We start from the raw sequence: 20,678 nt of genomic DNA, 5'->3' as shown, positions 1-20,678 counted from the left end.
GGGGGGGGGCGCCGTGGGCGCGGGGGGGGGGGGCCGGCCGCCCCCCCCCGGGGCGGGTTCCGCCCCCGGCCCGTTTGGGGGGGGCCCCCCGGGGGGCCCCCCCCCCCCGCGGGCGGGGGGGGGCCCCACGGTGCGGAACACGCCGTTTCTCCGTCCCGACATCGGCCGGAAAGCGCCCGTCACGCTCCGCCCGTGCCGGAGTCCCCGCCGGACGGCGGGCGGGCCTCCCACGGCGCCTCAGGCCGTCGCTGATCGGCGCAGCCGACGGGCCGGCCGGGGCGCGGGACGCAGCAGCAGCGAGAGCAGCGCGGCGCAGACGCCCACGGCCACGAGCAGCACCGCGGGCGCCCAGCCCGGGCCGAGGACCGTGTGGGCCAGCAGCGCCCCGAAGACGGCCGCGCCGGGCCCCGTGGCCAGCGTCAGGCTCCGGGTCGGGAAGCGGCCGGGCAGCCGCCGCACGGCGGCGAGGGCGATGGCGAGGCCCAGGACTGCGGCGCCGAGCACTTCGAAGATCATGTTTCCCCTCCCGCGCGATGACGCCGTCCTGATACGGCGGAGTCACTGTCGTTCGTGGGCGGTCGTACCCAGGGCGCGCCACGGGCAATCGTGCCGGGCCGGACAAAGGTGCGATCACGGTCCTGAGCAGGGAAAAGCGGCCGAGAGCGCGCGGCGGCGGGCGAGCGCGGCACGCACAACGGGCGGGGGGGCGGGGGGGGGGGGCCCCCCGGCCCCCCCCCCCCCGCGGGGGGGGGGGGGGGGCGCGGGCGGGCCCGCCCCCCCCCCCCCCCACCGCCCCCCCCCCCCCCCCCGGCCCCCCCCCCCCCCGCCCGTCATGCGTGCTGTGCCTGCGGCAGCGTCCTACAGCGCGCCGAAGCCCACCTTGCGCCCGGCCGGCTCGCCGATCTCGACGTACGCCAGGCGGTCCGCCGGCACCAGGATCTTGCGGCCGTGTTCGTCCTCCAGGCTCAGCAGCTGCGACTTGCCGCCCAGCGCAGCGGAGACCGCGCTCTCGACATCCTCGGCAGACTGCGAGCTCTCCAGGACGATCTCGCGGGGCGCGTGCTGCACGCCGATCTTGACCTCCACGGCTTATGTCCCTCCGACGGTCTCGGTCCCCCCGGTCCGACCAGGGGGCGGGGTGCGCGACGATCCGCGCCGTACGCAGCACACATTAGCCCGGTACGGGGACGGACAGGCCGTCCCGGAGCACGCCCGCAGCGAACACGGGAAGCGCGCGTCGCGCCGCCGTACCCGGAGCGGGCGCCGGGTCGCAGCCGGGGCGTGCCCCGGTGACGGCTGCCGACGCCCGCTTCGGGGGTGGGCCTGCGCCCGCCCTCAGTGGCCTTCCGTGCCGTGCAGCGGGAACCCCGCGATGCCCTTCCAGGCCAGCGAGGTGAGCAGCTGCACCGCGGTGTCGCGCTGCACCGTGCGCTCACTGGAGAGCCAGTACCGCGCGACGACCTGGGACACTCCGCCCAGGCCCACCGCCAGCAGCATGGACTCCTCCTTGGAGAGCCCGGTGTCCTCCGCGATCACGTCACTGATCGCCTCGGCGCACTGCAGCGAGACCTTGTCCACGCGCTCGCGGACGGCCGTCTCGTTCGTCAGGTCGGACTCGAACACCAGCCGGAACGCGCCGCCCGGGTCCTCCACGTACGCGAAGTACGCGTCCATGGTCGCGGCGACCCGCTGCTTGTTGTCGGTGGTGGAGGCCAGGGCCGTCCGCACCGAGTGCAGCAGCGCCTCGCAGTGCTGGTCCAGCAGCGCGAGGTAGAGGTCGAGTTTGCCGGGGAAGTGCTGGTAGAGCACCGGCTTGCTGACGCCGGCCCGCTCGGCGATGTCGTCCATCGCCGCAGCGTGGTACCCCTGTGCCACGAAGACTTCCTGTGCAGCGCCCAGGAGCTGGTTGCGCCGCGCCCGGCGCGGCAGGCGCGTGCCCCGAGGGCGCGCGGCCTCTGTCTGCTCGATGGCGCTCACGCCGCCTCCCAGTGTCGTTCCGTACGAGATGCACACAGCCCGGTGCACCGCGCCCGCCATCGTACTTTTGGGTAACGAGGCTGTGCGCGGTCCGGACCGAGAATTTATCCGCCCGGCGCCTGCGGGAAGCCGACATACCGGCTCAGGTCACCGGTAATCGTCCTCGTCGAGGTCGACGACGCGGGCCTGTTCTGCAAGGTCCGCTTCATTCGCTGTGTCGGGATCGCCGCCGGTCAGGGCGTCGTCGTGGTGCGGAGCGAGCTCGGCCAGCTGCTCCTGGGCGTCCGCCTCCGGTGCTTCCACGTCCATTTCGGCCGCCTCATCCTCGTCGAAGGTTTCCGGATCTGTGGGGTCGACAGGCATGGTGGCTCCCCTTTCCTGGGCGAGCGTCCTTTACACGAGCCTATGAGAGGGGAATGTCCGGCGCGACGTGGTACGCGCCGCGAACGGGTGGCGGCCGGGGTAGTGCGGACACGGTGTGCAGCCCCGCGGGCGCCGACCGTGACGCGAGAGACGTGTGATGGCGAACACACCGGAAGGGGTGTGATCGTCTCGTAACATCGACGCATGTCTTCCACGGAGCCGCCGGACACCCGAACCGCGCTCCCGGTACCGCCCGGGGGGCCGGGCCCGTACGTGGGCGCCGAGGAGACGCTGCGCAGCGTGAGCCTGCCGGGGGTGACGCTCAGCGTGCGCGCGTCCGCCGGAGTGCGCGACGGGCTGCCGCCCGCCCTGTACGTCCACGGCCTCGGCGGCTCGTCGCAGAACTGGTCGGCCCTGATGTCGCTGCTCGCCGACCGGGTCGACGGCGAGGCGCTCGACCTCCCCGGTTTCGGTGACTCCCCGCCCCCGGACGACGGCAACTACTCCATCAGCGGCCAGGCCCGCACGGTGATCCGGTATCTGGATCACCGCGGCCGCGGCCCCGTCCACCTCATCGGCAACTCCATGGGCGGCGCGGTCTCGACCCGGGTCGCCGCGGTCCGCCCCGACCTCGTGCGGACCCTGACGCTCGTCTCGCCCGCCCTTCCCGAACTGCGGCCGCAGCTCAGCGCGCTGCCCACGGGCCTGCTGGCGCTCCCCGGCGTGACCGGCCTCTTCAGCCGCCTGACGCGGGACTGGACGGCCGAGCGCCGCACCCGTGAAGTGCTGGCCCTCTGCTACGGAGACCCGGGGAAGGCCACCCCCGAAGAGGTGGCGGCGGCGGTCGAGGAGACCGCGCGCCGGCTGGCACTGCCGTACTTCTGGGAGGTCATGGAGCGCGCCTCGCGCGGCATCGTCAGCGCCTACACGATCGGCGGCCAGCACAGCCTGTGGCGGCAGGCGGAGCGCGTCCTCGCCCCCACCCTGCTCATCTACGGCGGGCGGGACCGGCTCGTCTCCTTCCGGATGGCCCGCAGGGCGGCGGCCGCCTTCCGCGGCTCGCGTCTGCTCACCCTCCCCGAGGCGGGTCACGTCGCGATGATGGAGTACCCGCCGACCGTCGCCCGGGCGATCCGGGAACTGCTGGCCGACACGGAGGACACGCCCGCCGAGGGCCCGAAGGGCCGTGCCACGCGGGGCACCCGTGGCGGCGCCCTCGCTCCGGAGAGCGGCGCGGACGGCGCGCCGGGTGACACGACCCCCGACGCGGGCAGGAGCTGACGGGCCCAGTGGGACGCCATAGCCGCCGGGCCCAGGACGGGACCGCCGACACGACCGAGACCGACGTCTTCATGGACGGGCAGGCCGCGGCCGCCCCGCCGCCCCGGCAGTCCGCGGAAGCGCGCGGTGCCGCCCAGGGGCCCCGGCCGGACGCGGGGCCCGGCAGGGGCCGCCGGCGGCGCGGCGAGGACGGCCCGCCGGAGGCCCCGCCGGTGCGCGGCGGCCATCCGGCGCACCGGGAGGACACCGGCGGCCCGCGCCACCCGCAGGCGCCGGCCGTCCCGCTGGTGCCGCATCAGCGCGGTACGGGCGGCGGCCGGCCCGGTGTGCTCGGCACGCCCGTCGATCCGGGCGGCGGCCGGCCGGGGCCGCGCCAGGAGTACCTGGACGCCTTCGCCGACGACGGTCACTTCGCCGCGCCCGCTCCCGGCGCGGTGTCCGGCCCGCGTGCCCCGAAGGGCGCGCGGCTCCCGGAGGGGGGCCCGCCCACCGCGCCCGTGCCGCCCTCGGGGGCTGCGCAAGGGGCGCCTCCTGGGTACCCGCCGTCCTCCGGTCCCGAGGAGGACACGGACCTTGCCGCATACGAAGCGGAGTTCGCCGGGCGGGAGCCGTCGCAGGACGCTCCCGCCCGGCGGCGCGGTGCCAAGGGGCGCACGTTCACGGGAGTGGCCGCCGCCGCGGTGACCACCGTGCTCGCGGTGGTGGTCGCGGGCCAGGTCGCCGACGCCCGCAAGAACGGCGTCGAGGGGGCGCCGGTGAGCGGCGGGGACGCCTCGCCGGACGCCGACGCCGCGAGCCCGCGCCCCGGGCCCACCGCCGCACCCGCCACGTACGCGGCCAAGATGGCCAAGGTCTATCCGCTGGCCGCCGATCTGAAGGGGCCGGGAACGTTCCGGCCGGCCGGCGGCGCGGCGGCGGCACCGGGCCGCGGAGACGTGGTGCGCTACCGCGTCGACATCGAGGACGGACTCGGGCTGGACGGCGGACTGTTCGCCGAGGCGGTGCACAAGACGCTGAACGACGAGCGCAGTTGGGCGCACGGAGGGCGGCGGACGTTCGAGCGCGTCGCCTCGGGCAAGGCGGACTTCGTGATCACCCTGGCGAGCCCGGGCACGACGGACGAGTGGTGCGCCAAGTCCGGCCTGGACACCAGCCAGGAGCGCGTCTCCTGCGACTCCGCCGCGACCGAGCGCGTCATGATCAATGCCTACCGGTGGGCGCGCGGCGCCGAGACGTACGGCGCCGACAAGATGTACGCGTACCGGCAGATGCTCATCAACCACGAGGTGGGGCACCGGCTGGGCCACGACCACGAGGGCTGCCACCGGCAGGGGGCGCTCGCGCCCGTGATGATGCAGCAGACGAAATTCCTGAGCACGGACGGCGTCACCTGCCGCCCGAACGCCTGGCCGTTCCCGACCGCCTGACGCCGGCACGTTCCTGGTGCCGCGCCTTCGCACCTGCGGCCGCCACTCCATGTAGCGCTCTGTGTGCGTAGCGCATCAGAACGCCGGGTTCGGTGGAAAGTTACGCCTCTTCACCCCTTTTGGTGGCGCGATGGACAACCGTCCGTCGCGCCACCGGTGCTTCTGCGTAGCGTCGGGGCGCAGGCGGTGCCGGATCCGGCACCGCCCGGAAGGTCGCCGATCCGAGGAATGGGGGTGTACTTGTGCGCATAGGTCTGCTCACCGAGAGTGGCGATACATACGCGTGTGGTGAAACGCGCGCCTGGTGCGACCGGCTCGTGCGCGGGCTCACCGGTCATGACTTCGAGCTGTACGCGCTCTGCCGGGACGCCTCGGCCCAGCCCGGTCCGGCCGGGTTGCCGAAGCGGGTCCGCGTGGCACGCACGGCCCCGCTGGGGGGCGAGCTGGCCGACGCGGACCGCTGGTGGCCGGCCGGCGCGAAGGCCCGGGCCGGGCGCCGCGTACGCCGACGCTTCGCCCGGCACTTCGCGGACCTCACAGCAGCGTTCTGCGGGACGCCCGGTGATCCGGCGGACGAGCCGGCGAAGGCGGCGTACCCGCGCGGCACAGGCGGCGTGAGCAGCGGTGCGCAACCGCAGGCGGACCGTTTCGCCGCCGGGCTGTACGGCCTCGCCGAGCTGGCCCGCAGCGACGGCCTCCTGCCCGAACTGCTCCGCTCCGAGACGGCCGTCCGCGTGCTCGAAGCGGCCTGCCGGGCGCCCGGCGCCACGGTGGCCGCGCGCGCCGCCCAGGTGAGCGACCTGCTGGCCGTCACCGAAGCGCTCGAAATCGCGCTGCGCCCGCTGTCGCTGGACTGGTACGGCGACGGGGAGGGCGGGCAGCACGAAGGTGCGCGGGATGCCGGGTGCGCCGACGAGCGGGGGCTCGGCGGAGTCGACCTCTGCCACGTCACGAGCGGCGGCCCGGCAGCGCTCGCCGGACTGCTGGCCAAACGCTTCTGCAACACTCCGCTCCTGGTCACGGAGTACGGCGTACGGCTGCGCGAGCACTACCTCGCGCGCGGCGCCGCACCGCTCAGCACGCCCGTGCACGCCCTGCTGGCGGCCTTCGAGGCGGCGCTCGCCACGGAGACGTACCGCGTGGCCGACCTGATCACCCCCGGCAACACCCGCATCCGTCGCTGGCAGGAGCGGTGCGGCGCGCCCCGCGACCGGCTCCGCACGGTCTACCCGGGCATGGACGCCGCCCCGTTCGCCGCCGTCCCGGACGCAGCCGCCGACGGCTCCAAGACCCTGGTGTGGGTCGGGACCGTCGAGCCCGAGAAGGACCTCATCGGCCTGCTGCACGCGTTCGCCCGGGTCCGCGCCGCAGAGCCGGACGCGACCCTGCGGATCATCGGCGCACCTGGTGAGGGGCCGGAGTCGGCCGCGTATCTCGCGCACTGCAGGGCGCTCGCCGCGCAGCTCTTCCCGGACGAGGCGGCCGACGCGGTCACGGTCGGCGAGAACCCGGTCTCGTTCGAGGAGATCGGCGATCCCGGCGTGGCACGCCTCGCCGACGCCTACGAGGCGGGTGCGGTGCTGGTGCTCTCCAGCGTCGTCGGAGGGTTCCCGAGGACGCTGGTGGAGGCGATGTTCTGCGGCCGGGCCACGGTCTCCACGGACGTGGGCGCGGTCTGCGAGGTCATCGGCGGCACGGGCCTGGTCGTACCGCCGCGCAACCCCCGGGCGCTGGCCGAGGCGTGCACCGCGCTGCTGAGCGACCCGGCGCGGCGGGCCCGGCTGGGCGCGGCGGCGCGCGCCCGGGCACTCGAACTGTTCACCGTCGAGCAGAACATCGGGGCATTTCGTGGCATCTACCTGGAGCTGATGGCGCACACCCCGCTGCTCCACGCCGAGCGGGACGTGGACGGCGCGCCGCGCCTCTTCGCGCGCACCGCCGAATCGCAGCTTCCGGGCCGGTGGTCCGCCGCCCGCCCGGCGTCCGGGCCGCAGGACCGCGGCCACACCCCCAGCTGGGCCCGACCGCCCGCGGGACCGGACCACGCCGGGCCGCGGGTGCCGGCCGGCGTGGCCCGGACGAGAGGAGGAGCCGACGCATGACCGCGTACCGGACCCGGGCCGCGCACCGGCCCGAGCTGCCCACCACCCCGCGCAGCCCCGGAGGCTGGGACCCCCGCTCCAGCGCGCTGCTCGGCCGGGCCGCCGGGAGCGCCGCTCCCGCGGGCGACGTGGCCCCCGCCGACGGGTCCGCCGCCGGCGGGAAGGCCTCAGGGAGTGCCGCTGCCTCAGGGAGCGCCACCGTCTCCGGGAGCGCCGGTGTATCGGAGAGCGCCGCCGTCTCCGAGAGTGCCACTGCCTCCGCGAGCGCCGCTGCTTCCGAAGGCGGCGCGGCCGACGCCCCAAGAGGGGCCGGCCTCGGACGCGCCCCCGAGGCGGTGCGGGACGCGGGCCACGAAGAGGAGCCGCACTCCGCCCCCGAAGAGGGCCCCGCCCGGAAGGCGCCGCCCCGGAGGGGGCCCGCCGACCCCGTACGGGAGCTGATGCACCGCCACCGGGAGTTGTGCGAACGGGCCGTGGACCCGCTGGAGATCGCCGCGGGACTGGAGGCGCACGGCGTGACCGACCGTACGGCCGCCCGCTTCCGGCACCGTGACGTCTTCTCGCTCGCCGAGGAGCTCTACGCCCGTGTGCCGCGCGCCGACGCCCCCGGCGCCGCGCGCCCCGCCGACCCGGCGCCGCTGCCCTCCCGCCGCGTCCGCGCCGCGCTGCAGGCACTGCCCGGCGCGCTGGCCGCGGCCACCGTCGCCGCCGTCGCCTCGGTCCAGGGCCCGGCGCCCGCCCCGTACGTCCGCCCGGCCCTGGCCGTCGCCGGCGCGGCGTGCGTCTTCCTGGCGCTGCGACTGTGCCTGCGGAGCGGACCGATGGGCGGCGGGCACCGCACCGGCCGCGTGGCGACCCTGTGGACCGGCTGGCTCGCCGGTTACGCGCTCTTCGGGGACCGGCTGTTCCACCTGCTGCAGTCCGGCGGCCCCGACGTGCCCTCGGGCGGGTGGCGGGCCGCCTTCGAGGCGCTGTTCACCGCGGCCCCGGAGGCTGTCGGCGGCCCGCTCCGGCTGCCCGGCCTGACCCCGTACGGCACGGCGACCGCGGTCGCACTGTGCTGCGCGGTCGTGCCCGCGGCCTGGTGCGCGCGCCGGTTCGCGGTACGCGGGCGGCGCCGGCTCGCGGCCAGCCGGGGCCTCGGCGAGTTCGCGGCCCGGATGCGGCCCCTGCTGATCGGCACGGTGCTGCTCTTCGTGGCCGCGGTCACCGTGCTGCTCACCGCCGCCGGCCTCTTGACCGGCACGCCGGGCGCCGGCCCCGGGCCGCTGCCGCTCCGCGCCCTCGCCCCCTCCGCCGCCGCCCTGGCCCTCGCCGCGCTGCTGTTCCTGGCCCGCCTCCTGGCCGTCCACGGCTTCCCGGCGGCCGCGGGCGCCGGCCTCGCCGCGGCCGGCGCGCTGGAGGCCGTGGCCCTCGCCACGCTGCCCGCCGGGCGGCTCCCGGGGCTGGACGCGGTGGCCCGTCCCGTGGAGGCGGCGGCCGGCCTGCTCGGCCCCGCCGTCGTACCGGCCGTCGCCTGCACCGCCGCCGCGCTCGGCCTGTTCGCGTACGGACTGCGGGCCCTGACCGGCGCCTCGGCGCACTCCCCGGAGCCCGGCACCGCCGCGCTCCGGCCCGGTCCCGCCGGCCCGCAGCCGCCCGGCCCGCCCGCGGCGACCACCCCCTGATCCACGCGGCCGCGCAGCCACGCAGGCACCGGCCGCGCACCGCCACCCCCCGCTCCGTACCCCGAACCCCGACCCCCTTCACGACCCCCTCTGAGGAGCCCTCGCCCATGACCGTCCAGCACGCTGTACGAGGACCACTCGTACGTGAACCGGCCGTACGGAAGCCGGCCACCGCCCCGGCCCTGCGCGAGCGGGCCACCGTCCGCCCGGCCGTTCCGGAACTGGGGGGCGCGCGATGAGGGTTCTGCTCGTCGGTGCCAATGGGTACCTCGGCCGGCACGTCGCCGACCGGCTGCTCGCCGACCCCGCCGTCCAGCTCACCGCGCTCGGCCGCGGCGACGACGCCGACGTCCGCTTCGACCTGGCCTCGGGCAGCCCGGGCGCGCTCACCCGCTTCCTCGACGCGGTGCACCCCGGCGTCGTGATCAACTGCGCGGGGACGACGCGCGGCGGCGCCCGCGACCTGACCCGGCACAACACCGTCGCGGTCGCCACGATCTGCGAGTCGCTGCGGCGCAGCGGCTGCGGCGCCCGTCTGGTGCACCTCGGCTGCGCCTCCGAGTACGGGCCGTCGCAGCCCGGGTCGTCCACCGCCGAGGACGCGGTGCCGCGCCCCGGCGGCCCGTACGGCGTGAGCAAGCTCGCCGCGACCGAACTGGTGCTGGGCTCCGGCCTGGACGCGGTCGTGCTACGGGTCTTCTCGCCGGTCGGCCCCGGCACGCCGGCCGGATCCCCGCTGGGCCGGCTCGCCGAGGCGATGCGCCGCACCATCCAGTCCGGCGAGGGCGAGCTGAAGCTGGGCGGGCTCGGCGTGCAGCGCGACTTCGTCGATGTGCGCGACGTGGCGCGCGCCGTGCACGCCGCGTCGCTCTCCGCCGCCCAGGGAGTGGTGAACATCGGCACGGGCAAGGCCGTACGACTGCGTGAGGCCGCCGCCGTGCTCGCCAGAGTCGCCGGGTTCGGCGGCGCGCTGCACGAACTGGACACGCCGCCCGGATTCGCTCCGGGCGGCCACGCCCCCGCGCGGGTCGCGATCCCGGGCCAGAGCGGCGAGCACCCCGGCGGCGGCCTGCCCGCCTACCCGTACCCGGACGGCTGCGGCAGCTGGCAGCAGGCCGACGTCCGGACCGCCCGCGACCGGCTGGGCTGGCGCCCGCGCATCGGGCTGGAGGAATCGCTCGCGGACATCTGGATGGAGGCCGCATGTCGCATCTGACCGCGCCGACCCCGAGCCTTGAGGCGGCGCTCGGCGCCGGCCCGCTCGGGGTCGGGGTGCCCGGGTACGGACACCCGCTGCTCGCCCCGGCCGAATGGGGCGAGCTGCACCGGCTGGCCCAGGAGGGCCCGCATCCGTACGGCGGCGGGCCGCTGCACTGGGCGGTGCTGAACGTTGCCGACGGCCCCGGCTCCCGGCCCGACCCGCACTGCCTGGCCGCCGTCGCCCGGCTGCGGGCGGCGACCGGCCCGGACCGGGGAGCCGGCGGACGGCGGCCCGGTCCCCGGCTGCTCGGCCACCTGAACGCGGCGTACGGCTCCAGGAGCTTCGGCGAGCTGGTGTCCGAGGCGCACCGGTACCTCGACTGGTACGGGGTGGACGGCTTCGTCCTGGACCGCTGTCCCACGGAGCGGACACACCTCGCCGAGACCCGCCGCGTCGCCACCACGCTGCGGGCCCTGACGGACGACGCGTACCTCGTCTTCCGGCACGGCGAGCATCCGTGCGCCGGGTACGCGGAGAGCGCCGACCAGCTGGTCACCTTCGCCGGCCCGTGGACGGAGTACCGCTGGTCACAGGTGGCGGAGTGGACCGCGGACCATCCGCCGGAGCGGTTCTGCCACCTGGTGCACGGCATCCCGCGCACGCACCTGGAGGAGGCGCTGCGCATCGCCCGGTGGCAGGGCGCCGGCACCGTCTTCTTCACCGACCGCCGGGACACCGGCGCCGGGGACGCCTGGCAGACGCTGCCCGGTTACTGGGACGAATTCGTCTCGCGCATCGGACCTGGTGTCTCGGAATGAAGAAGGGCGTGGCAGTGTTACCGACAGAGCAACTGTCATGAATTACCGACCAACGGAGTCCCCGTGTCGCTGCCACCCCTGGTAGAGCCCGCTTCGGAGCTCACCGTCGATGAGGTCCGCAGGTACTCCCGCCACCTGATCATCCCCGATGTCGGGATGGACGGGCAGAAGCGGCTGAAGAACGCCAAGGTGCTGTGTGTCGGCGCCGGCGGCCTGGGCTCGCCCGCGCTGATGTACCTGGCCGCGGCGGGTGTGGGCACGCTCGGCATCGTGGAGTTCGACGAGGTCGACGAGTCGAACCTGCAGCGCCAGATCATCCACAGCCAGGCGGACATCGGCCGCTCCAAGGCGGAGTCCGCGAAGGACACCGTCCTCGGCATCAACCCGTACACCACGGTCAACCTGCACAAAGAGCGCCTCGACTCCTCCAACGTCATGGAGCTCTTCGCGCAGTACGACCTGATCGTCGACGGTACGGACAACTTCGCCACCCGTTACCTGGTCAACGACGCCTGCGTGCTGCTGAACAAGCCGTACGTGTGGGGTTCGATCTACCGCTTCGACGGCCAGGCGTCGGTCTTCTGGTCCGAGCACGGTCCCTGCTACCGCTGCCTGTACCCGGAGCCCCCGCCGCCGGGCATGGTGCCCTCCTGCGCCGAGGGCGGCGTCCTCGGCGTGCTGTGCGCCTCGATCGGCTCCATCCAGGTCAACGAGGCCATCAAGCTGCTCGCCGGCATCGGCGACCCGCTGGTCGGCCGCCTGATGATCTACGACGCGCTGGAGATGACCTACCGCCAGGTCAAGGTCCGCAAGGACCCCGACTGCGCGGTCTGCGGCCCGAACGCCACCGTCACCGAGCTCATCGACTACGAGGCCTTCTGCGGCGTCGTGTCGGACGAGGCCCAGGAGGCGGCGCTCGGCTCGACGATCACTCCGAAGCAGCTCAAGGAGATGATCGACGGCGACGAGAAGATCGAGATCATCGACGTCCGCGAGCCGAACGAGTACGAGATCGTCTCGATCCCCGGTGCCAAGCTGATCCCGAAGAACGAGTTCCTGATGGGCACCGCCCTGCAGGACATGCCGCAGGACAAGAAGATCGTCCTGCACTGCAAGACGGGCGTCCGCTCCGCCGAGGTCCTCGCGGTCCTGAAGTCCGCGGGCTTCTCGGACGCGGTGCACGTCGGTGGCGGTGTCATCGGCTGGGTCAACCAGATCGAGCCGGACAAGCCGGTCTACTGACCGTGCGCGCCCGCTGAGCGCAGGAAGGCCCGTCCGCATCGCGGACGGGCCTTCCGCATGCTGGGCGCACGGCATCATGGCCGCGCCGTAAACCGGTACCGCGGCGGAACGGCGCCGCCGTACGGTTGCCGCATGGACTTCTTTCCGCCGCCCCGGCCGAGGGACGAAGAGCCGGTCGAGGAACCGGTGTTCATGCGGGTCCCCTGGGAGGGAGCGCCCGAGGACGTGATCGGCGGCATCGTTCCCCTGGAACGGGTGCTGGCCCGTAACGACCACCTCGCGATCGTCGCGACCCAGGCCGTCGCCTACGAGGACGGCGTGGAGATCCGGCTGCGGCTGCGTGCCCGGCGCCGGCCCGGCATGGGCCGTGAGGAATGGGCGCTGGTCTCCCGCGGGATGTGGGGGTACGACGACGATCCCTGGCAGGTGGCGGAGGCGGAGGAAGCGGCCGCGCAAGGCCGGCACCCGGACGGGCTGCTGCGCTTCGGGGTGCGCTTCGCGGACGGCTCCGTGGTGACCACCGTCGACGAGCACGACGAGGACGAGGACGACTGGCCCGGGCAGCGCCCGGAGCGGCCGGTGCTGAGCCTGAACGAGGAGGGCGGCGGCAGCTCCGGCGAGGACATCGACACCGAGTACGCGCTCTGGCTCTGGCCGCTGCCCCCGCCGCAGCTCTTCGAGCTGGCGGTGGAGTGGCCCTTGCTGGGGGTGGACCTTGCCTTCACACCCCTGGACGGCGCGGAGATCGCGGCGGCCGCGGCCCGCGCCCGGCCCTTCTGGGACGACTGACCGGGCGTACGAAGGCGCGCGGCAGAAGCCACGCGCCTTCGTACGCTCGTCCCGCCGTGCCTAGCGGCTCTCCGGCCGCCTCACAGCGATCCCTTGCGCGTCAGGAACGTGAAGGACAACCAGCCCGGCAGCACCGGCAGCCAGAACGTCATCAGGCGGAAGAGCAGCACCGCCGACAGGGCCGTGTCACTGCCCAGGCCGGCCGCCGTCAGCAGACCGGTCAGGGCCAGCTCCACGGCGCCGACGCCGCCCGGTGTGGGCGCGGCGGAGCCGAGCGCGTTGCCCGCCAGGAAGACGACCGCGATGCTCGCGTAGGAGATCTGGTCGCCGCCCCCGAAGGCCCGGATCGAGGCGTCCAGGCACATCACGTTCGCCGCCGTCAGCAGCAGCATGCCGCCGATGCCGGCGACCAGCTTCTTCGGGCGCTGCAGCACGTCGAGCAGGCGCGGCACCACGCCGGCGAACAGCGACCGCACCCGGGTCACCACGAACTTGCGCAGCGCCGGAATGGCCGTGACCACCAGGGCCAGTACCGCCGCCGTCAGCAGCCCCGCGATGACCGTACGGGACGGCGACAGCGAGGGCGTGCGTTCGGTGCCGGTCAGGTAGCCGAAGGTCAGCAGCAGCAGGATGTGGCTGCCGAGGCCGAACAGCTGGGACGCGCCGACGCTCGCCACGGCGAGACCCGGCCGGATGCCGGCCCGTTGGAGGAAGCGGGCGTTGAGCGCCACGCCGCCGACCGCGGCCGGCGCGACCAGCTTCACGAAGTTGCCCGCGACCTGCGCGATCACCGTCCGTACGAAGGAGACCTTCTCGGGGACGAAGCCCAGCAGGGCGAGCGCCGCCGCGATATAGGTCAGCGCCGAGAAGAACATCGCGGCCGCCACCCAGCCCCAGTTCGCCTCGCCGATGACCTGGTCGAACTTCACGTGTGTGAGCTGCGAGAGCAGGAAGTACGCGGCGAACGCGCCGGCGATCCAGCTCACCAGCGTGCGCGGGCTGATCCGTTCCAGCTTGGCCGGTTCCACCGGCGCGGTCGGCCGGATCAGCAGCACCTGGCGGCGGATCTGCGAGAGCAGGTCCTCCTCGCGGGCCTCCTCCATCGCCTCGTCCAGCGCCCGCTTCTCGGCGTTCTTCTCGGCGCGCAGCGTCTTGCGGTCGGTACGGCCCTCCTCGGCCTTCGCCGCCTTTGCCGCCTGCGAGGCCGCCAGGACGGCCTCACGCTCCCGCTTGGCCCGCTCCCTGGCCAGGTGGCGCAGGGTCGCCCGGGTGGTCCGGCTGAGCGCGATCGGCTGCAGCAGCGGCAGGCTGTCCGCCACCGCGTCCGGGCCGAGCACCTCCACCGCCGCCTGTACGCTGCGCTCCGCGCCGACCCGCAGGCCCAGCGTGGTCATCAGCTGTGCGACGTCCATGCGCAGCACCACGTCACCGGCGGCGATCTCACCGCCTCGAAGGTCGGTGAGGACGACCGTGCCGGAACGATCCACCAGGAGCGCGTCACCGACCAGTCGCCGGTGCGCGATGCGCCGCGACTGCAGTGCCGCGACCTGCTGCCAGGCGTTGTCCATCAGCTCGTCGGTGATCTCCTCGTCCGCGAGCGCGTCCAGGGTGCGGCCCCCGACGTGCTCGTACACGAGCATCACGGCGTCCGGGCCCAGCTCGGAGGTGGCGATCAGCTTGGGCGCGTTCGCCCCGGCCGCGATCGCCGCGTACGCCAGCAGCGCCTCCTGCTCCAGCGCCTGGCGCAGCGACTGAAGGCTGCGGCGCTGGTTGATGCCGCGCAGTGAGAGCCTGCGCCACACGCGGTAGAAGAAGCCCTGCGCCTGCTGCTCACGGTCCACGACGGTGACGTCGATGGGCGGGCCGTCCTCCAGCGTGACGATGTACCGGCGGCCGCGGTCGGAGTGCTCCGGGTACGCGGTGTCCTCCGCGCGCAGCGCGCTGACCGGCCGGAAGCCGACCCGGCGCAGACCGGCGAGGAGGTTCTGGCCGGTCGGCCGGACGTTCGGGGAGCCGACCGCGTACAGCGTGCCGAAGGCGACCGTGTAGCCGATCAGTACGGTCGTGACGATCGCGAACGGGGTGGTGTACCGGCCGACGAGCACCGCGAAGGCGTCGAGCAGCAGCACGCACCACATGGCCACGCGCCAGCGCGGCCTACGGGACATGCCGACGGCCGTCATGTAGGCGATGACGGGCGCGAGGTAACTGTGCACGGGTGCGGTGATCGCCCCGTTGGCCAGCGGCTGGGTGAGCGCGTCCCGGATGGACTCCGGTGCGGCCTCGGCCACCCAGAGGTCCGTCGCGAGTGACACCCCGTGGGCGAGGACGGCCGCGAGCACGCCGTCGGCGATCCGCAGGCCGTCCCGTTTGATCAGCCGTTCGATCGCGAAGGCCACCGGAACGATCAGGACCGCGATGCTCGCGGTCAGCCCGGCGAAGGTGATCAGCAGCTGGGGTGCCTGTCCGGCGCCCTTGCCGATGTCGTTCTCCAGGCCCTGCGTGGTGCCGTGCGCGAACGTCGCCAGCCCCAGGACCAGCGCGATCCCCACGATGCCGAGCAGGAAGCGCAGCAGATCGAAGGGCCGGTGCACGCGCGCGGGCAGCAGGGGCTCGTCGCCCGAGACGTGGTCGACGTGGAACTCGCTGCCGACCCCCTCGTCGCCGACCCGGTCGCCCTTGGTGAGGCGGTCGTCCCCCTCGGGGCGGTCGCTCCGCTCCGTACGGAGGCGCTGCGCCGTCCCGGGTCTGTCGGCGTCCTGGCCGCTCGCGTCGTCGCGCGTGGCCCCCGGCGGCGGACGCTCGTCCTTCGGGCTCCGGCCGGCGGCTGCGCCCGCCCCTTCGGGCACGTCGGCCCGTCCGGCCTGCTCGGTCTTGCTTGCCATGTCGGTGGTGGAAGCCCTTCCCCGTTGTAGCGGCTGTCCCGGTGTCTTCTCCGGCTGGTCCGGCTGCTCCGGCTTCCTCTTGATCGTTCCGTCGTTCTCGTGCTCGGCGGTGCTGGTGTCGGCCTCGGTGGAGCGGTGGTCGGCGGTGCCGCCACCGGGCCCGGACAGCGCGTCGGGAGCGCCCGCCTCCCCAGGAGGCGCCGCGCCCTGATGTTGCTCAGCCGTCTCTTCTTGATCTCGTATCACCAGTCACCGCCCGGAAGATGGTGGCACGGCCCCGGAGCGGAGGGGGGCATCAGGGTGCATTTCGGAGGCGCGGGAAGCGCAGCGTACGCCGCGTCGGCCCTTCGTGCACGCGGCGTCACCGCCGTGGCGGGGAACGGCGGGCGTTGTCGGTGGCGTACGGCAGGATGGGCCGAATGAGTGGGACCGGAGAGAACGGGGGCGACGCCCCGGGCGGCGAGCTGCCGGAGTACGCGGACCGCGTGCTCGACCTGGCCGATCGGATTCCGCCGGGCCGCGTGATGACCTACGGGGACGTCGCCGAGTACCTCAGTGAAGAGGTGCACCCCGATGCGCACCCGGAGGCGGGCGGTGGCGGGCGCCGGATGGGGCCGCGGCAGGTGGGACGCGTGATGGCGCTGTACGGCGGCGCCGTGCCGTGGTGGCGCGTGGTCCGCGCCGACGGCGTCCTGCTGCCGGGCAGTGAGCGGCGCGCGCTCCAGCACTACCGCACCGAGGGCACGCCGCTGCGCGAGCCGAAGCGCACCGCCGGCTCCCGCGAGGAGCGCGGGATACCGCGGCTGGACATGGCGCGGGCGCGCTGGGACGGCAGCGAGCCGGACACAGGCGGTTCTCCGGACGCGGGCGGCGCCCCGGACCACGAGGACTGAGCGCGCGGCTTCCGGAGGCGCGTACGGGACGCGTGAGACCCGCTCCGGAGGCGCGTGCGGGACGTGCGCGGTCAGCGGTTCACGCCGCTCGCTCGCGGGACGCGCTGCGGCTCGTGCGCCACCTGGCGTAGCGTCGGGCGCAGCCCGCACGACGGACACCAGCACCCATACCACCCCGCACTTCGGCATCACACGTATCGACAGCCTTGTCCGTACCACCAGCATCACCGCAGATCGGACGTCCGGCATCACTCACCGGACACCCGTCTCCACCGCATCCGCACACCAGGACCCCAGTACCACCGCAACCGCACCTCAGACCCCGGCACAGGCGATCCACGTGAGTTCCTCCCCCTCGGCGATTCCGCAGCCCCGGCCGTACCCACGGCCGGAGCGGCGGGATGCGCCCGGCGCGTACCGCCTGGTCCGCAGCCGGCCGGACGCGGTGCGCCCTCCTGTCTTGGACGCACGTCAGCGCGCGGTGGTTGACCATGAGGACGGCCCGCTTCTCGTGCTGGCCGGCCCCGGTACGGGCAAGACCACGACGCTCGTCGAGGCGGTCACCCGGCGGGTGCGGGAGGGCACCGACCCCGAACGGATCCTCGTCCTGACCTTCAGCCGCAAGGCGGCCGTCGAGCTGCGCGACCGGATGGCGGCCCGGCTGAGCCACGAGAGCGCGTCGGAGGACAGGCCGGGGGACGTGGGAGGGGCAGTGCGCCGGGCGGGCAGCCCGCAGGCCACCACCTTCCACTCCTTCTGTTACGCGCTGGTCCGCGCCCATCAGGACGCCGACCTCTTCGCCGACCCGCTGCGCCTGCTGTCCGGACCCGAGCAGGACCTCGTCGTGCGCGAGCTGCTGGCGGGCCAGGCGGAGCTGGCCCGGGAGGGCCGCGCGCCGGTCGGCTGGCCGGACGAGCTGCGGGCCTGCCTGACCACCCGCGGCTTCGCCGACGAGGTGCGCGCCGTGCTCGCCCGCAGCCGCGAGCTGGGTCTCGGCCCGGACGCGCTGGGCGACTTCGCGCGCCGCACGGGGCGGCCCGACTGGGGCGCCGCCGCCGGCTTCCTCGCCGAGTACCTCGACGTCCTCGATGCCCAGGGGGTGCTGGACTACGCCGAACTGGTGCACCGCGCTGTGCTGCTCGCCGAGCGCCCCGAGGTGGCGGCCGAGCTGGCGCGCCGGTACGACGCGGTCTTCGTCGACGAGTACCAGGACACCGACGCCGCGCAGGTCCGGCTGCTGCACGCGCTGGCGGGGAACCGCGGGCCCGCGCGTCCCGGGGCCGGCGGCGGCCGCACCCTGGTCGCCTACGGCGACCCCGACCAGTCCATCTACGCCTTCCGCGGCGCCGACATCAACGGCATCCTCGACTTCCCGGAGACCTTCCGGCGCGCGGACGGGGCGCCCGCGCCCGTAGAGGTGCTGCGCACCGCGCGCCGTTCGGGGGCCGCGCTCGTCGCCGCCACCCGGCTGCTCACCCGCCGCATGCCGCTCAACCGGCTGCCCGCCCGGCAGGTCAGGGAGCACCGCGAGCCCACGCCGGTACGGGACGGCGGCCGGGCCGAGGTGTACACGTACCCGACGGCCGGGGCCGAGCTGGACAACATCGCCGACATCCTGCGCCGGGCGCACTTGGAGGACGGCGTTCCCTGGCAGGACATGGCCGTCCTCGTGCGCGCCGGCGGCCGTTCGATCCCTTCCGTACGCCGCGCTCTCACCTCGGCGGGCGTCCCCCTCGACATCGACGGCGACGACCTCCCGCTGCGCCACGAGCCCGCGGTCGCGCCGCTGCTGCTGGCGCTGCGGGTGGCGGCGACGGACGCGCCGGTGGCCGGCGCGCCGGGCGCGGACGAAGCCGGGGAGGAGCCGGCGGACGGCCTGGACGCGCTCTTGACGGCCGACGAGGAGGCCCGGGCGCCGGAGGAACCCCTGGGGGAGGCCGGAGCCCCGGACGAGGCCGCAGAGGAGCCCACGGAGCCCGCCGCGTCCGCTGCGCCGTCCGGGGCCGCTGAGCCCGCCGCGTCCGCTGCGTCGTCCGGGGCCGAGGCGCCCGCCGCGTACACGCGCATAGCCCCCGAAGTGGCCATAGAGCTGCTGACGTCGCCGCTGGGCGGGATGGACGCCGCCGATCTGCGGCGGCTCGGGCGCGCCCTCCGGGAGGAGGAGCGGGCCGCCGGGCAGGCCGTGCCGCGCCCTTCGGACGTACTGATCGCCGAGGCGCTGGACGAGCCGGAGCGCCTCGTGGCCCACGACCCGGCGTACGCACGGGGCGCACAGCGTCTCGGGGTGCTGCTGCGCAAGGCCCGCGAGCTGCTCGCCGGCGGCGGCACCGCCGAACAGGCGCTGTGGGAGCTGTGGGACGGAACGCCCTGGCCAGGCCGGCTCGAACGGACCGCCCGGCGCGGCGGTGCCGCGGGCCGGAACGCCGACCGCGACCTGGACGCGGTGGTCGCCCTGTTCGAGACCGCGGCGCGCGCCGAGGAGCGCACCGGCGGCCGGGGCGCCCTGAACTTCCTGGAGGAGCTGGACAACCAGGACATCGCCGCCGACACGCTGACCCGCCGCACGGTGCGGCCCGAGGCGGTCCGCCTGATGACCGCGCACCGCTCCAAAGGCTTGGAGTGGCGCCTCGTCGTGGTCGCCGGCGTGCAGGAGGGGCTCTGGCCCGATCTGCGCCGCCGCGGCTCGCTGCTGGAGGCCGACCGGATCGGCCGGGACGGTCTCGCCGAACCGCTCACCCCGGGGGCACTGCTCGCCGAGGAGCGCCGGCTGTTCTACGTGGCGGCCACTCGCGCCCGGGAGCGCCTCGTCGTCACCGCCGTGAAGGCCGCGGCCGACGACGGTGACCAGCCCTCCCGCTTCCTCACCGAGCTGGGCGTCGACCCGGTCGACGTCACCGGGCGGCCGCGCCGCCCCCTCTCGGTGGCCGCGCTCGTCGCCGAGCTGCGCGCCACCGTCGTCGACCCCGCCGCCTCCGAGGCGCTGCGCACCGCCGCCGTCGAGCGGCTCGCCAGGCTGGCCGCGCTCCGGGACGACGAGGGCCGCCCCCTCGTGCCCGCCGCGCACCCGTACCGCTGGTGGGGCCTGTACGAGCCGACGCACAGCTCCGTACCGCTGCGCGACAAGGACGCCCCCGTGGCGCTCTCGGGCAGCGCGCTGGACCAGCTGGCCAACACCTGCGCGCTCCAGTGGTTCCTGGGCCGGGAGGTCAAGGCGGACGCGCCCGCGACCGCCGCGCAGGGCTTCGGCAACGTGGTGCACGTCCTGGCCGACGAGGTCGCCTCCGGCCGCACCCCGGCCGACCTCGCCGTGCTGATGGAGCGGCTGGACTCCGTATGGGACTCGCTCGCCTTCGACGCACCGTGGAAGTCGCGTCAGGAGAAGGACAGCGCACGCGCCGCCCTGGAGCGCTTCCTGCGCTGGCACGTCATGGAGCGTGAGACGCTCGGCCGCGCCACGGTCGCCACCGAGCACGGTTTCGACGTCACCCTGAAGGCCGGTGCCGCGGAGGAGTACGCGGTCCGCATCCGCGGCAGCATGGACCGCGTCGAGGCCGACGCGGACGGTCATGCGTACGTCGTGGACTTCAAGACCGGCAAGAGCCGGCCGACCGGCCCCGAGGTGGCCCGGCACCCGCAGCTCGCCGTGTACCAGCTCGCGGTGCGCGAAGGGGCCGTCGACGAGGTCTTCGGGGGCCGCACCCCGGAGGCCGGGGGAGCGGAGCTGGTGCACCTGCGCCAGGGCGCGGCCAAGAAGGACGGCGGCGACGCGCTGCCCGTGGTCCAGGGGCAGCAGCCCCTGGAAGGCGAGTGGGTGGGCGACCTGCTGGCCACCGCCGCCGGCCGCGTCCTGGAGGAGCGCTTCGTCCCCTCGACCGGCCAGCACTGCACGCACTGCGCCTTCAAGAGCTCCTGTTCGGCGCGGCCCGAGGGACAGCACGTCGTCGAGTGACGGCATGCTTCCGGGGAAAGCCCGCGGGCGCGTGACGGTCCGCGTCCGAGTGCCGGCCCGCCCCACTGACCGGCTGTTTTGCTC

16 protein-coding genes are annotated in these 20,678 nt (G+C 75.0%); 11 read left to right on the top strand and 5 right to left on the bottom strand.

Features of this window, described 5'->3' with window-relative positions:
* Positions 1 to 237 precede the first annotated feature (237 nt).
* The 4 genes from ACIGQF_RS32615 to ACIGQF_RS32600 all read right to left on the bottom strand — a co-directional run bounded on the left by ACIGQF_RS32615 (position 238) and on the right by ACIGQF_RS32600 (position 2,340).
* Positions 238 to 516 carry a hypothetical protein gene (locus tag ACIGQF_RS32615; RefSeq protein WP_361563837.1) on the bottom strand — a complete coding sequence of 93 codons (279 nt, stop codon included), beginning with the start codon at positions 514 to 516 and terminating at the stop codon, positions 238 to 240.
* A 342-nt stretch (positions 517 to 858) separates the two neighbouring features.
* Positions 859 to 1,086 (bottom strand): DUF3107 domain-containing protein, encoded by a 228-nt coding sequence (locus ACIGQF_RS32610; protein WP_361563840.1) that lies wholly within the window; start codon positions 1,084 to 1,086, stop codon positions 859 to 861.
* A 249-nt stretch (positions 1,087 to 1,335) separates the two neighbouring features.
* Positions 1,336 to 1,977, bottom strand: a complete 642-nt coding sequence (locus tag ACIGQF_RS32605) for a TetR/AcrR family transcriptional regulator (protein ID WP_361563842.1) — start codon at positions 1,975 to 1,977, stop codon at positions 1,336 to 1,338.
* Positions 1,978 to 2,124: 147 nt separating this feature from the next.
* Positions 2,125 to 2,340 carry a hypothetical protein gene (locus tag ACIGQF_RS32600; RefSeq protein WP_399717834.1) on the bottom strand — a complete coding sequence of 72 codons (216 nt, stop codon included), beginning with the start codon at positions 2,338 to 2,340 and terminating at the stop codon, positions 2,125 to 2,127.
* Between the two features lie 204 nt (positions 2,341 to 2,544).
* Between ACIGQF_RS32600 and ACIGQF_RS32595 the strand changes: the two genes are divergently transcribed.
* The 9 genes from ACIGQF_RS32595 to ACIGQF_RS32555 all read left to right on the top strand — a co-directional run bounded on the left by ACIGQF_RS32595 (position 2,545) and on the right by ACIGQF_RS32555 (position 12,867).
* Positions 2,545 to 3,621 carry an alpha/beta fold hydrolase gene (locus ACIGQF_RS32595; RefSeq protein WP_399717831.1) on the top strand — a complete coding sequence of 359 codons (1,077 nt, stop codon included), beginning with the start codon at positions 2,545 to 2,547 and terminating at the stop codon, positions 3,619 to 3,621.
* A gap of 8 nt (positions 3,622 to 3,629) precedes the next feature.
* Positions 3,630 to 5,048, top strand: a complete 1,419-nt coding sequence (locus ACIGQF_RS32590) for a DUF3152 domain-containing protein (RefSeq protein WP_399717829.1) — start codon at positions 3,630 to 3,632, stop codon at positions 5,046 to 5,048.
* A 242-nt stretch (positions 5,049 to 5,290) separates the two neighbouring features.
* Positions 5,291 to 7,150 (top strand): glycosyltransferase, encoded by a 1,860-nt coding sequence (locus ACIGQF_RS32585; RefSeq protein WP_399717826.1) that lies wholly within the window; start codon positions 5,291 to 5,293, stop codon positions 7,148 to 7,150.
* Positions 7,147 to 8,817, top strand: coding sequence for a hypothetical protein (locus ACIGQF_RS32580; protein ID WP_399717824.1), 1,671 nt, complete (start codon positions 7,147 to 7,149; stop codon positions 8,815 to 8,817). The genes ACIGQF_RS32585 and ACIGQF_RS32580 overlap by 4 nt, the downstream gene beginning before the upstream one ends.
* A 107-nt stretch (positions 8,818 to 8,924) precedes the next feature.
* The gene (locus ACIGQF_RS32575) at positions 8,925 to 9,056 is read left to right on the top strand and encodes a hypothetical protein (protein WP_399717822.1); all 132 of its coding nucleotides are present in this window, start codon (positions 8,925 to 8,927) and stop codon (positions 9,054 to 9,056) included.
* Positions 9,053 to 10,033 (top strand): NAD-dependent epimerase/dehydratase family protein, encoded by a 981-nt coding sequence (locus tag ACIGQF_RS32570; RefSeq protein WP_361563860.1) that lies wholly within the window; start codon positions 9,053 to 9,055, stop codon positions 10,031 to 10,033. The genes ACIGQF_RS32575 and ACIGQF_RS32570 overlap by 4 nt, the downstream gene beginning before the upstream one ends.
* Positions 10,021 to 10,836, top strand: a complete 816-nt coding sequence (locus ACIGQF_RS32565; RefSeq protein WP_399717819.1) for a spherulation-specific family 4 protein — start codon at positions 10,021 to 10,023, stop codon at positions 10,834 to 10,836. The genes ACIGQF_RS32570 and ACIGQF_RS32565 overlap by 13 nt, the downstream gene beginning before the upstream one ends.
* A 63-nt stretch (positions 10,837 to 10,899) precedes the next feature.
* Positions 10,900 to 12,078, top strand: a complete 1,179-nt coding sequence (gene moeZ / locus ACIGQF_RS32560; RefSeq protein ID WP_361563866.1) for an adenylyltransferase/sulfurtransferase MoeZ — start codon at positions 10,900 to 10,902, stop codon at positions 12,076 to 12,078.
* A gap of 132 nt (positions 12,079 to 12,210) precedes the next feature.
* Positions 12,211 to 12,867 (top strand): hypothetical protein, encoded by a 657-nt coding sequence (locus tag ACIGQF_RS32555; protein ID WP_399717815.1) that lies wholly within the window; start codon positions 12,211 to 12,213, stop codon positions 12,865 to 12,867.
* A gap of 80 nt (positions 12,868 to 12,947) precedes the next feature.
* Here the strand turns inward: ACIGQF_RS32555 and ACIGQF_RS32550 are convergent, their stop codons facing one another.
* Positions 12,948 to 15,998 carry a lysylphosphatidylglycerol synthase domain-containing protein gene (locus tag ACIGQF_RS32550; RefSeq protein ID WP_399717813.1) on the bottom strand — a complete coding sequence of 1,017 codons (3,051 nt, stop codon included), beginning with the start codon at positions 15,996 to 15,998 and terminating at the stop codon, positions 12,948 to 12,950.
* A gap of 173 nt (positions 15,999 to 16,171) precedes the next feature.
* On the opposite strand from ACIGQF_RS32550, the gene ACIGQF_RS32545 reads away from it, so the two are divergent.
* The gene (locus ACIGQF_RS32545) at positions 16,172 to 16,645 is read left to right on the top strand and encodes an MGMT family protein (RefSeq protein ID WP_399717810.1); all 474 of its coding nucleotides are present in this window, start codon (positions 16,172 to 16,174) and stop codon (positions 16,643 to 16,645) included.
* 340 nt (positions 16,646 to 16,985) lie between these two features.
* A complete protein-coding gene (locus tag ACIGQF_RS32540; protein WP_399717808.1) occupies positions 16,986 to 20,594 on the top strand; it encodes an ATP-dependent helicase in 3,609 nt (1,202 codons plus the stop codon).
* Positions 20,595 to 20,678 lie beyond the last annotated feature (84 nt).

Source organism: Streptomyces sp. NPDC053560 (assembly GCF_044544605.1).
In the GTDB taxonomy this organism is placed as follows: Bacteria; Actinomycetota; Actinomycetes; order Streptomycetales; family Streptomycetaceae; genus Streptomyces.
This window is presented reverse-complemented; position numbering and strand designations above follow the sequence as displayed.